Here is a 13,784-nt window from a genome sequence, read left to right on the forward strand (position 1 = left end):
TTGTCTTTGATAGAAATATCAACAATATTAAAACTAGCATTATTTAAAATGCACAACGGGTTATAAATATATTTTATTGGGGTTTGCCAACACTTTATTAATTATATAAAAAGTCCAAAAATTATATAAAAATAACCTCTCCTCTATTGTAATTAATCTAATACCTAAAAAACAAACGAAAGATATATCCTTCAAAATAAAGAAACAATAAATCTACTTAAAAACCATAATATTTCTAACAAGGTATTATTTCATTCAATATACTAAACTCATCCATACAAATTTATTCTTACAAATATTACATACTAATTTTTACTAAAAATACTACAAATTTCACAGATTCGGCAGGATGGAATTTTCTTTGAAATAATATAGTTTTACAGCACCAGTTTGATAATAGCGCCAAACGAATAAACTAATTTAAATTAACCAAACTCAAGTAAATGATGAAAAAACAACTTAGGAAAACTCTCAAAAAAGTACTGTTTTTGTGCTTTATTTTAGTATCTCTTGGAATGTATTCGCAGGAGCGTACCGTAACTGGTAACGTTGCTTCTGAAGATGGGATGCCATTAACAGGTGTAAATATTGTTCAAAAAGGAACGAAAAACGGTCAGGTAACAGATTTTGACGGCAATTTCACAATAAAGTTAGTGCCTGGTACTCAAACACTCGTATTCTCTTATTTAGGTTTTACCACTAAGGAGGTTGAGGTGGCAAGTCAATCCACTATTAGTGTTATTTTAACAGAAGATTCCCAGGGTCTTGATGAGGTTGTTGTGGTTGGGTATGGTTCCCAAACTAGAGCTGATTTAGTTGGTTCCGTAGGGTCCGTTAAAGGAGATGATATTGCTAAAATGCCAGTTCCAACTTTTGATATGGCGCTTCAAGGTCGTACAGCTGGATTAAACATTGTTAACACATCTAGTGAACCTGGTGGAGAAGTTACCATAAGAATTAGAGGTAACAACTCTATATTGGGAGATAATTCACCTCTAATTGTAATAGATGGTTATCCGATGCCTACAGGAAGCGAAGCTAGCGCGGCAGGAGCGGGAGATGGTAATCAAACCTCCTCTAACCTTTTAAGTTTTTTGAACCCTGCAGAAATAGAATCTGTTGAGGTTCTTAAAGATGCGTCGTCAACAGCTATTTATGGTTCTCGTGGTGCAAATGGTGTAATAATTGTTACTACAAAAAAAGGGAATTACGAGCAGGCTACTCAAATTAATTTAACAGCTGAAACTGGATTTAGTGATATTAAAGATTTTCCAGAAGTTTTAGATGGACCAACGTATGCTGAATGGAGAAATGAAGTAGCTACTATAAACAATACACCTATACTGTTTGACGGGGTTGACCGGCCCTTGCCTGAAAACGCAACGACCACAGATTGGTTGGATAGAATTTTAAGAACAGCGATGACCAACAGATATCAACTTACTATATCTGGAGGCGGAAATAAGTCAAGATATTTCTTATCGGCTAATTACTTGAAAAATGAAGGAATTGTACAGTATACAGATTTTTCTAGAGGTAATATCAGACTAAATGTAGATAACAATCTAACTGACCGTTTAACAACTAGCACATCTGTAAACTATGTGCGCTCACAAAATAATAGATCTGGAGAAGGGTCTGGTTCCATCATAAATTCAGGGTCTGTTTTTTCAGCTTACAAAAACGCTCCAACAGCAACTCCTGATGACCCTATCGACGAAGGTGATGGTACGAGCAATTTTTTTACAGATCCTTTGGTAGAATTAAGAGACACAAGGAATGAAACTTATAATGAGAATTTAATCTTAAGTATCTTAACAAAGTATAAAATAACAGAAGATTTGACTTTTAACCTTTCAACTGGCACGAATAGTTCAAACAGTAGAAGAGAAGTTTATTTCCCTAAAACAACTAGGCAAGGACAATTACGTAATTCTAGGGCTGTTTATAACGTTAGTAGCAATCGTAATTATTTAATTGAATCTTATTTATCCTACAACAAGGCATTTGAGAAAAGTAATTTTGATGTAACCGGAGGGTATTCTTATCAAATTGATAACACACGTCGTTTAAATACGATCGTAGATGATTTTCCAGTTGATAACTTAGAGACCGATAATGTTGGTCTGGGCTTAGACCCCATTATACCTACAAGTTCTAGGATTGAAAGAATTTTATCTTCTTACTACGCTAGATTAAACTACAACTACGATAAAAGATATTACGTATCACTAACAGCTCGTGCAGATGGCTCCAGCGTTTTTGCTGAAAACAAAAAATGGGGATATTTCCCTTCTATAGGTGTGGGCTGGACTGTATCTAATGAAGATTTTCTAAGAGAATTAGAAACCGTATCTAACTTGAAGTTTAGAGCGAGTTATGGTATTACAGGTTCTCAATCTATAGCGCCATTGCAGTCTTTAACCCTTTTGGGTACTGCGAATGCTGTATATGGAGATAATCTATATTCTGGTTTAGCTCCTGTAAGAATTGGAAATCCAGATTTAGAATGGGAAAAGACGAAGCAGTTAAACATTGGATTGGATGCAGGGTTTCTAAAAAACAGATTTAATGCTTCTATAGATTATTACATTAAAACTACCGAGGATTTATTATTAAATTTCCCACTTCCAAATTCAGCTGGAATTAACTCTCTTACTGCCAATGCTGGTAGTATTGAAAACAAAGGATTTGAAATCGTATTAGGAGGTTATATTGTAGACAATAAGGACTTTAAGTGGAACACCAATTTTAACTGGAGTAATAATAAAACAACGGTTGTTAGCCTTGGGGATAACGATGCAGATATTTTTGGCCCTGGACCTGCCACAAATATTGTAACAGACCCTACAAACGTTATGCGAGTAGGTGAGCCATTTGGTGCTTTATACGGATATAAGGTAATTGGTTTATTACAAGAAAGTGATTTTGATGCTTCTGGTACAGCAACGGTTCCAATACTCGGCAACAACCAACTTCCAGGCCAATATAAATTCCAAGATATAAGTGGTCCAGATGGAGTTCCTGATGGTATCATAAGTGGTTTAGATCGGGGTATTATAGGTGATACAAATCCAGATTATATTTTTGGTTGGAACAATGATTTTACATATAAAAATTTCACTTTAAGTGTGTTTATTCAAGGTTCTGTTGGGAATGATCTCATGAATCTCAATAACTCTTTTATGGGCACAGGTAGAATTGTAAATAATGCTTTTAAAGATTGGTATGACAACCGATGGACACCTGATAACCCTACAAATGATATTCGCTACCCTAATTACACTGGAGGCAATGGAGGTTTTTTTGCACCAAACTCTGCTACTATAGAAGATGCGTCATACGTAAGGTTGAAAAATGTAAGTATTGGTTACAATATTCCTTTAACTAAAATTAAAGAAATATCGTCTGCAAGGATTTATGTAACAGGAACCAATCTACTAACATTTACGGACTATTCAGGATTCGACCCAGAGGTCAATATTCGCGGTGGTAATAATCTTGCACAAGGTATTGATTTCGCAACCTATCCAAGAGCTCAAACTTTTACTTTAGGTATAAATATTGGTTTCTAATAATAGTTTAATTTAAATAAAACAATAATGAAAAAATTAAAATATATAATTCTGCTAGCTGGTCTTGTAGCTTGTTCTGATTTAGAAGAAGTAGTTTATTCAGAAATCAGCCCATCAAATTATTATCAAAATGAAGAAGAGGCCCAAGTGGCAGTAACCTCAATTTATAATTCATTTAACAGATTTATTAGTCTCTATGATTTTGGTTTATCTTCCTTGGCTGTTGTCCCTTCACCAAAAATTCAATCTAAAGTGAGTTGGAGGAGAAAATGGGCAAATTATACTACTGATGCTACAGATGCTATTTCTTTACCTCGTGTTTGGAATCCCTTTTATCGAGGTATTTTTAGATCTAATGTCGTTATTTCAGAATTAGAAGGGCGAGAATTTATAAGTGAAGAAGAAACAGCGCGAAAAGAAATAATTGCTGAAGCCAAATTTTTAAGATCATGGTCTTTTTTTAATCTGGTTCAACTTTTTGGAGCTGTTCCAATGCCCTTAAAGCCTGCTATTACTGCTGAAGAGGCGCAACTTCCTAGGACACCAATAGCAGAAGTATACCAACAAATTATTTTAGATTTACAAGAAGCTGAAATGGACTTGCCTAGCGATAAGAGAGGTGCAACTCAAATAGGGCGACCTATTCAGGCTACAGCTAAGTTTTTACTTGCAAAAGTATATTTAACTATGGCAGGTTTCCCTTTACAGGATGCGAATGCTATGGCATTGGCAAAGACTAAAATACAAGAAGTCATTGATTTAGAAGATACCCCCCAAGGATACAAACTATTAGAAAGCTATGCAGATGCTATTTGGGTAGAAAATAACGATGAGCGTATATTTGCTATCCAACAAACACAATCTGCAACACGTCAAGGCACTGCTTTTGGACATGTTTGGGGGTCTCGAAATAGGATACTTACTAGCCCTGGCCTTGGTCAACGCCATGGTGGATTTACAATGGACTTTTACAATTCTTTCGATGCTACAGATACGCGTAGAGATGTTACTATGGCATACTCTTATGTAGATAGAGATGGCATTACACGTACCTATGGGGACGGCTTCTATCCTGAGCGTGAAGGCATATATCAAAATAAGTATGTAGACCTTGATCAAAATGCAGTTGATGGTGATCCAGATATGATTGTTTATAGATATTCCGATGCACTACTCATGGCTGCTGAAATTGAGAATAGTTTAAATGGTCCAACAGCTATAGCCTATGGTTATTTAAACAGAGTAAGGTCTAGAGCACTAGCAACTGATGCCCCAGATGGTATGACGCAAGAAGAATTTGCTGAATATGTATATGAAGAACGTTATAAAGAGCTTTCTTTTGAATTTCAAGAAATCTATGACATTAGAAGGTTAGGTAAAGTAGAAGAAGTTTTATCACAACATCCTGAGAATATAACATGGTCTCCAACAAATACAGCATATAGCCCAAATTTCAATTTGTGGCCTATACCTGTAAGTGAAATTAATAACAACCCTGAAATCCTTGAGAATAACCCTGGATGGTAATAGTTTTGAGTTAGTTTTAGTTTTGAAAGGCTACTGAAAAGTAGCCTTTTTTATAGTTTAAAAAAGTTTTGTTTTATGAAAATTACAGTTATCCTTTTTCAGCTAATTACTCTTTTTACAGGTATTTATAATGTGCCGAATGACAAAGAATCATTAAATATTAATAGATTAAGAACAGAATATATTAAGAATCCTAAGGGGATTGATGTTTTAAACCCTCGATTTAGCTGGATTTTAGAAGGAGAAGGGAGAGATAGATACCAAACGGCTTATAGAATACTAGTGTCATCCTCTGAAAAAAAGCTAAATCAAAACCAAGGAGATATATGGGATAGTGGAAAAATTACATCTAATATTACCAATCAAGTTGAATATGATGGCATTTCTTTAACATCGAATACTACGTATTACTGGAAAGTAAAGGTTTGGGATGAATCTAATACAGAATCTAGTTGGAGCAAAACAGCTTACTGGTCCATGGGCTTACTAAAATTTTCAAATTGGAAAGGCCTTTTCATTGGTCATGATGTGGGATATGACAAAACAGATAAATATGATAGTTTATACCTTCCACCAGCAAGATACCTTCGCAAGTCTTTCACACCTAAAAAAAAGATAAAAAGAGCAACAGCATATACAACTGCTTTAGGTCTATATGAATTGAGGTTAAATGGAAGTAAAGTAGGCGATGATTATTTTGCTCCAGGATGGACAGACTATAACAAGCGTTTGTATTACCAAACCTATGATATTACCGAGCACATCAACGAAGGAGAAAATGTTATAGGTGCTATTATTGCTGATGGTTGGTACGCTGGCTATATAGGTTACGGATTATTTGTTCGGTTAGATAAAGTACGCGAATTCTATGGGGTTAATCCATCATTTATGGGCCAAATACATATAGATTACCAAGATGGAAGCTCAGAGATTATTGCTACTGATAGATCATGGAAATCTAATCAAGGAGCAATACGCGAAGCAGATATCTTGATGGGAGAAGTCTATGATGCTACTATGGAAAACACAGGCTGGGACACCCCAGGCTATAACGATGCATCTTGGAGAACACCTAAAGTATACACCTACCCTAACGGAAAACTACAGGTACACCCTAGTAATTTAGTAAAAAACACAGAACGCTTGAGACCTATTAAAATTACAGAGCCAGCACCTGGAATTTATGTTTTTGATATGGGGAAAAACATTGCCGGTATACCAGAGTTAAAAGTTAAGGGGCCAAAAGGCACAAAAATTAAGCTTCGGTTTGGAGAGATTTTAAAAAGAGATGGCAACATACAAACAGAAAACCTTCGTTTAGCAAGAGCGACAGACACATATATTTTAAAAGGAGAGGGAGAGGAAGTTTGGCAACCAAAATTCACATATCATGGTTTTCAATATGTAGAAGTTACGGGATTTCCGGGTAAACCTACATTAGATGCTATTACAGGCTTAGCGTTAAGCTCCACCAAAACAAATGCAAGTACTTTCAGTTCGTCTAATGCAATGAATAATACGCTTTATAAAAATATAAAAACCACTCAAGAGGCTAATTTTTTTGACATCCCAACCGATTGCCCTCAAAGAGATGAACGTTTAGGGTGGCTTGGAGATGCACAAACCTACATGCGCTCTGCATCCTTTAATGCAGATGTAGCTTCTTTTATGACAAAATTTTTGATTGATGTAGACGATGCTCAACGCTGGTATGGTGCCTATCCTAATTTTGCACCATTTCCGTACTCAAGACCAAACCAATACGCTCCTGCTTGGATGGATGCGGGGATTATTATTCCGTATAACATGTACAAAGTGTACAACGACATTCGAATTTTAGAATACATGTATGCTGGAATGGAGAAGTTTATGGAATTTCAAGCTGAAGCAAGTACAGATTTTATTAGGCCTGGTGGCGGTAATAATTGGGGCGATTGGTTATCGGTTAACGAAACGACAAGTCACGGTTTTATTGGAGCTTCTTATTATGGTTATGATGCTAAACTAATGGCTGAAATAGCAGAAGCGTTAGGGAAAACCGCTGATGCTAAAAAATATAAAACGTTATTTCAAAATATAAAAACTGCTTTTGCTAAAAAATACATATTAGAAAACGGACACACTTCTGAAGATACGCAAACCACTTACGCTTTAGCCTTATATTTTGATTTATTTCCAGAACACCTTGCAAAAAAAGGAGCCTCAAGGTTAGCAGAAAAAATTAAAAAGAACGGGGTTAAGTTTTCTTCAGGTTTTTTAGGGACAAAACATGTTATGCTCGCTTTATCAAAATATGGTTTCGATGATATTGCTTACAAACTATTTAAGCAAACCGAGTACCCAAGTTGGGGATATTCTGTTGTAAATGGAAGTACGTCTATTTGGGAACGTTGGAATAGTTATACCAAAGACGAATCATCAAATTCAGACCTCAATAGTTCAATGAATTCGTTCAGCCATTACGCCTTTGGGTCTGTGGCAGAATGGATGTTCATTAATGCTGTAGGCATAGACACGGAAGATTCTGGCTATAGAAATATAATTATAAAACCAGCCATAAGCAAAGAGATGAACTTTATAAAAGGGAGTTATAAAAGTATAAACGGCACAATATCTTCAGCTTGGAATTGGGACAAAAATCATTTAATAATGAATATTGAAATACCAACAAATACAAGTGCTAAAGTATATATACCAACATCACAAGTGTCTAACATTAAGGAAAGCAATAAAGCCTTAAAGAAAAATTCAGATATCAAGGTTTTACTGTCAGAAGAAAAATTTACAATACTTAAAGTTGGTTCCGGTAAATATGCATTCAAAATAAAAACTGATTAAGATGCAATTTTAGAGAGGCTATCAATTGTACCAGGGTTTGTAAATGAAAAACATGATTTTTCCATTTTCATTTTTTATCCGGCTATGGTTCATTATTGCAATATAGCCTATAGGAATTAATAAAGTTTTGATGTTGATAATAAAGAGGGAAAAATTTACGACAGAGAAGCCATAAAACTATGGTCTCGTAATTATGAACCTATGGGATCCAACATTTTAACAGAGTAGAGTTCAGAAAAGCCCTATAAATACCTTTTAATGAAAAGTGAATATCTATATTTTTTGCATGTTACGGCAGGATGCATTTTTCTTTTTTTTATTCTACTTTAGAGTATTAGTATAATATTTAGTAATTAGAGTAGTAGTTTTTTGGGGCGAAATTTTTTTTCGCCCTTTTTTATTTTCTGTTACCCTTTTAAACTATACTTTTTGCTCAATCTTTCAGGCATTGCAGAAGGCGAATACATAACACCTGTGCCACGGTCTCCTTGTGGCTTATAATGTGGGTTGCCTTCAGTGCTTTCTCGTTTATACTCAGATTCTCCGCTCTCTGTCATCCACCAATTAAGCCATTTTTTTTCCAATTCTAATACTTTGTCTTTATGAATGTTAGACAGATCATTAGTTTCTAAAGGGTCTTTTATGGTGTTATATAGTTCCCAACCCTTGCCATCAACTTCAATTAAACTCCATTCAGAAGTGCGAATTGCGCGATTATCCATAAACTGAAAGTACATTGGAGCCTCTCGTTTCCATGCTTTTCCTTTTAACAAAGGCAGAAAAGACCGACCTGAAAATGTGGTGGCTTCCGATACTGAAGATGCTTTTACTACTTCTAAAAATGTTGGTATAAAATCTACTACGTTTATCGCTTGACTGTTTATCGTATTTGGTTTCATAATAGATGCTGGCCACCTAACAATTGCTCCAGTTTTTACACCTCCTGAGTGTTGGCTTATTTTATAAAGTCTTAAAGGGCTAACACTTGCATAAGCCCAACCTGTACCCAGTTGATAGTTGGAACCTACATCCCCGGGCAAAAGATCTTTTTTTAGTAGAACTTCATCAAGCACCGAAAAAGAATCCGCACCATTATCACTTAAAAACAGTATTAACGTGTTTTTATCTTGATTGGTGACCTTTAAAGCATCCATTAATTGCCCAATACCTTTATCCATACGTTCTACCATAGCGGCATAAACAGACATTCTTAAATCCTCTAAATCTTTTTGAGCATCTGTTAAAGTGCTCCAATCTGGTAAGTTTTGAGGATACTCAGGAAGAGCAACATCATCTGGTATAAGCCCCAAAGCTTTTTGTTTTTCAATACGCTGTTTTCTCACAGATGGCCAACCTTTTAAATAAGAACCACGATATTTCATAATATCTTCCTTCGGTGCTTGCAATGGGTTGTGGGGAGATTGATAACTTAAAAACAAAAAGAAAGGTGCTTTATTTTGTGCATTGTCAGATTTCACAAATTCAACTGCAGTTTCAGAAAATGCATCTGTAGAATAAAAATCGTTACCAAAGTCTCCATACTTTTCTTCATTAATCCTATAATCTCTACCGCCTTCAAAATAAGAAGAAAAACCTCCTAAAAACCCGAAGAAGTAATCAAATCCTTTTTCATTAGGTGTACCATCTAAATGCCATTTTCCAATTAAACCTGTTCTATAGCCTTCTTTCTTTAGTTCTTGAGCAATATTAGGACCGTTTTGAGCACCAAAACCTGCTCTTGGCCACCATTTACCAGTTAGCATTGCACTTCTTGAAGCTACACACATACCTGCATTAAAAACATTAGGAAGACGAATGCCTTCATTAGCTAACTTATCAAGAGAGGGCGTATTTATTTCTCCGCCATAACAGCCTAAATCGCTATATCCTAAATCGTCTGCCATAATTACAATAATGTTTGGCGACTCTGTTTCCTTTGACGCTTCAGTTTTACAGCTTACCGCAATACAAATGGCAAAAAAGAATAGAATATATCTAATACTAAAAAGGTGATTTTTTTTCATTTATAATGTTGTTTGAGAAAATATTAGAACTAGATATTTCCTTTAAATGAGGAAAACATATCTACAAATGGGGTAGCTCTAACTTCTTTTTTGGGGTTATAATTTTCATTAACCATTGGCCAATAACGCTTATCTACATTCAGTTTTAACCAACTCATTAACTTGTTAAACATTTTATCTTTAAGTTCTGGGTTTGCTGTTATTAAGTTATTTTTCTCATACGGGTCTTTCTCTATATTGTATAGATGCAACCTTCCATACCAATCGAAAATAAGTTTATAATCTCCGTCTCTAATTGCAGAATGTGGCGTAAGTGCAAAAGGTTCAAAAGGGCTATTGTAAATTACATTAAAAGGATAGTGCCAATAGTGTGTTGTTTTGGTGTAACTGTTTTTTTCATTTTTAATATCCGAAAGTACTGGCATTAGACTTTCGCCATCAAGATTGTTTTTAGCTACAATATCTTTAGTATCATATCCAGCCGCATCTAATAAAGAGGGGTAAATATCTGTACAATCTACTGGTACATCTACCCACTTTCCTTCTTGCACTTTACCTTTCCATTTAAAAATCAAGGGGACTCTAATTCCGCCTTCAGTCACACAGGCTTTACCTCCTAAAAAAGGGTCGTTATTAGTCCCTTTATTGTTCGGGGTAACTTCGGCATCAATACCTCCGTTATCAGACATGAATACAACAAGTGTATTGTCTTCAATATTAAGTTCTTTTAGTTTATCTAAAATATCTCCAACGGAGCGGTCTAAACTCTTAATCATTGAAGCATAAACTGGGTCGCCATGCCCATTCCATCCTTTATTTTCTTTGTTTTCAAAATGCGATATTTCGTCTGCTTTACCTTGATAAGGTGTATGTATAGCAAAATGAGAAAAGTATAGGAAAAAAGGTTTATCCTTGATTTTGGCTCTGTCTTCTATAAACTGCAATGCTTGTACAGTAAGGTCGTCCGTTAAATACTCTTCATTAGTTTCTTTTCCTGAGCCTCCTATTTCTAGAGCTTCTGGAGCAACTTTTGGAAATGCTTTATTTGTTCTGTCATTCCATATTTTTCTCCAATTATAATACCTAGACCCTCCAGCATCAAACCAAGCTAAAGGCTCAAAACCTTGGTCTTTGGGTTGATAGCCTTTGGCTCCAAAGCCTCCAAGATGCCATTTTCCAATGAAGCCTGAATGATAATCTTTAAGGGCTTCGGCAATGGAAAGCTCATCTCTTCCTCCATCAAGTGCACTGCCTGTTGGAATGGCAGAATTAGAAATTCCGTTAGTAAGTGCTTGCTCAATTTTTATCGGGTCTTTGTGCTCAAAAACATCATGTATGTAATAGCCTTTAGGAGCTTCTTCATTTTGATTATAATACGTTGCTCTTGGTGGCATTGCTGTAGTAAAACCCAGTCTCCCTGCATATTTACCTGTTAATATACTTGCTCTTGTAGGCGAGCATAATTGATTTGCATAAGCCTGCGAAAAGGATGTGCCTTCACTTACCAATTTGTCTATGTTTGGTGTTTCATAAAACATTTCGTCTGGATGTGTGCCCGTAAATTTATTAGCATAAGCTTGACTATCCATAATTCCATAATCGTCGGCTAGTATAAAGACAATATTAGGGCGAGATGTATTTTTATCTTCTGTATTTTTCTTCTTTGCTTTCGTTTCGCATCCTGTAAATAGTAATGCAAAAAGACAAATACCACTTAGTTTTAAATATTTCATTGGTTATGGTGTAATTAGTGTCTGTTTAGTTTTGGTTTCGTGTTTCATTAATAGGACCTTTATAACGAATTTCATCCCAACTATTTATGCCTATCATTGTTTTGTATTGATCGTAAACTTTGTCTTCCATTTCTGTTCCGAAAGCTTGATATACCTTCCAAACAGGCTTAATACCTCCGGGGTTATCTTTATCATCAGGAAAACGTCTTAGACCTATACGCAAGCCACCTTCATTCCTATTGTCTTGCCAATTATGATATTGAAACCCATCAATACCATCTAAATATTTGATTTTTTTCATGGCATAAGCCATGCCTGCCGCCTGTTCTTTCAAATCCTGCTCGCTATAGGTTGGGGAGTTAGTACCGTTTTCAGATAAATAAACCAGTCGCTTGGTTTTTCCTTTAAACAATACTTTTGGTTGCTTTACCCAAGCGTCCAATACTTCAATATTTTTAAATGTAATAAGTTGTGAGTCAAAACTAAAACTTACTTTTTCATCTAACCATGTCTTGGGTTCTCGTAAAGACTCTGGATAGGGATGATAGGCTATAGCCCATTCAAAATCGCCTTCTGTTTTTGAAAATTTCAATAAAAACTCCAACAATTCTGTGGAACGATAAAAGTGTGGATTTGATGTCCAGTCCCAAAAATGCGTCAGAGTAATAAATACTTTTGAATTAGGGTTATATTTTCTAGCAATATTAAGAGACATCCGCATAGATTTATGATAAATATCCATAAATACTAGCGCTGTTTTTTCCCCGGCATTGGTCCATACCCAACCAGCATCTACTTCATTGTGAATAATCCAATGATGAATGCGCCCATATTTTTTGTCTGGTCTACTATACCTATTTGCTAAAAAATCAAGAATGGCAGAATAATATTGAACTCCTTTTGGGGTAGTTAAGTTAGGCATGCTATAAATCCCTGAAGGGTCGCAATCTGGATGCTCAAGTATAGCCCCTATGTTTTTATCAGGAGTTTTTGAAGCTTTATCTACAAGCAAAATAGCTGATACCTCAATATTTCTTTCTGAGGTACTTAAAAACGTATTATCAAGATTTTTAATTTGCTTTTTATTTACATAATAGGTGTTTCCCATATACTCAAAAGGCATGTTTTCAGGAGAGGGATTTGAGCGAAAAAATTTAGAAATCCAAATATTAACAGTTGCGCTGGTAATACCCAAGCTATCCAAATCTGTATATGGAGCTTCCCTATTAATACTGTAACCTCCCAACCCCTTTTTTGTAGCTGGTTTTATATACGGGTAATTATATTTTGGCACTATAGAATCTGCATAGCGTGCATGAGAAGCTACTTTGTATTTATCTTCTTTTTTTTCAACAATTATCCATTTTGAAAGTAGCCTATCTTGTTTATAACCGTGCTGTGTTTTAAAACGATTAAGAGTAATATTGAAGGTTTTATCCTTATGCTCAATAACTTCTAAAAAACTAAAATCTTTAAGCTCTGTTGCATCTTCATAAACACCTACTTCTGCCAAATATAATTTTTTGTTACCCGATACTTTACCTTTTAGTCTAACAACATCATCAGTTACCAATACATTTGAAATTTGATTAGGAAAGTCTTTTTCTAAATATGTAACTAAATTACGCTCAAGTATAGCTTCTTGCTTCTTTTTGAGTGCTTTGTTTTTGGCAATTTCTAGTTCTCGTTTTGTTTGCTGTCTTAAAGCTAAATGCTTTAACTGTATATTTAGAGCAGGTGCTGGACCTAAACCTAATCTTAAATAATTTCCTTTTTTACCCCAAGTTTTTAATGCTTCAGACAAATCGACGCTAAACGTAACCCATCCTTCAGTGGAACCTATATCTCTGATTATTTTCGGCTTTAAGTCTTTGTTTTGAGGATAAAAATGAATTTCTAAAAAATCTAATCCCGTAGGACAAAAATATTCAAATACTAAATGGTTGTTCTTCTTATCTAAATCTTCTTCCAAAGGGTTTAAAAAAAGATAAGGGTCTTTTCCTAAGGTTTTAACATCATATATATCGCCTTCTAAAACGCTTAATGCTATCTGATTATACACTTTAGTATTTACGCTCAAAGTAGTT

6 protein-coding genes are annotated in these 13,784 nt (G+C 35.1%); 3 read left to right on the plus strand and 3 right to left on the minus strand.

Annotation, left to right across the window (positions count from 1 at the left end):
• The first annotated feature begins 488 nt into the window (after positions 1–488).
• From ACFSR8_RS13005 to ACFSR8_RS13015, 3 genes are all read left to right on the plus strand, one after another.
• Positions 489–3,575 (plus strand): SusC/RagA family TonB-linked outer membrane protein, encoded by a 3,087-nt coding sequence (locus ACFSR8_RS13005; RefSeq protein WP_380292698.1) that lies wholly within the window; start codon positions 489–491, stop codon positions 3,573–3,575.
• A gap of 27 nt (positions 3,576–3,602) precedes the next feature.
• Entirely contained in the window at positions 3,603–5,102 is a 1,500-nt protein-coding gene (locus tag ACFSR8_RS13010) for a RagB/SusD family nutrient uptake outer membrane protein (protein WP_380292700.1), read from the plus strand.
• 75 nt (positions 5,103–5,177) lie between these two features.
• Entirely contained in the window at positions 5,178–7,940 is a 2,763-nt protein-coding gene (locus tag ACFSR8_RS13015) for a family 78 glycoside hydrolase catalytic domain (RefSeq protein WP_380292702.1), read from the plus strand.
• Positions 7,941–8,347: 407 nt separating this feature from the next.
• Here the strand turns inward: ACFSR8_RS13015 and ACFSR8_RS13020 are convergent, their stop codons facing one another.
• Genes ACFSR8_RS13020 through ACFSR8_RS13030 form a run of 3 tightly spaced genes read right to left on the minus strand, consistent with a single transcriptional unit; the run spans position 8,348 to position 13,669 of the window.
• Positions 8,348–9,964 (minus strand): arylsulfatase, encoded by a 1,617-nt coding sequence (locus tag ACFSR8_RS13020; protein ID WP_380292704.1) that lies wholly within the window; start codon positions 9,962–9,964, stop codon positions 8,348–8,350.
• 29 nt (positions 9,965–9,993) lie between these two features.
• Positions 9,994–11,697 (minus strand): sulfatase, encoded by a 1,704-nt coding sequence (locus tag ACFSR8_RS13025; RefSeq protein WP_380292706.1) that lies wholly within the window; start codon positions 11,695–11,697, stop codon positions 9,994–9,996.
• A 25-nt stretch (positions 11,698–11,722) separates the two neighbouring features.
• Positions 11,723–13,669 carry a DUF5722 domain-containing protein gene (locus ACFSR8_RS13030; RefSeq protein WP_380292708.1) on the minus strand — a complete coding sequence of 649 codons (1,947 nt, stop codon included), beginning with the start codon at positions 13,667–13,669 and terminating at the stop codon, positions 11,723–11,725.
• Positions 13,670–13,784: the final 115 nt, after the last annotated feature.

The sequence above is a fragment of the Hyunsoonleella rubra genome (assembly GCF_042684665.1).
Classification (GTDB): domain Bacteria; phylum Bacteroidota; class Bacteroidia; order Flavobacteriales; family Flavobacteriaceae; genus Jejuia; species Jejuia rubra.

Coding starts and splice junctions, on each gene's coding strand:
- ACFSR8_RS13010 (WP_380292700.1), top strand. CDS start 3,603: ATGAAAAAATTAAAATATATAATTCTGCTAGCTGGTCTTGTAGCTTGT.
- ACFSR8_RS13025 (WP_380292706.1), bottom strand. CDS start 11,697: ATGAAATATTTAAAACTAAGTGGTATTTGTCTTTTTGCATTACTATTT.
- ACFSR8_RS13015 (WP_380292702.1), top strand. CDS start 5,178: ATGAAAATTACAGTTATCCTTTTTCAGCTAATTACTCTTTTTACAGGT.
- ACFSR8_RS13020 (WP_380292704.1), bottom strand. CDS start 9,964: ATGAAAAAAAATCACCTTTTTAGTATTAGATATATTCTATTCTTTTTT.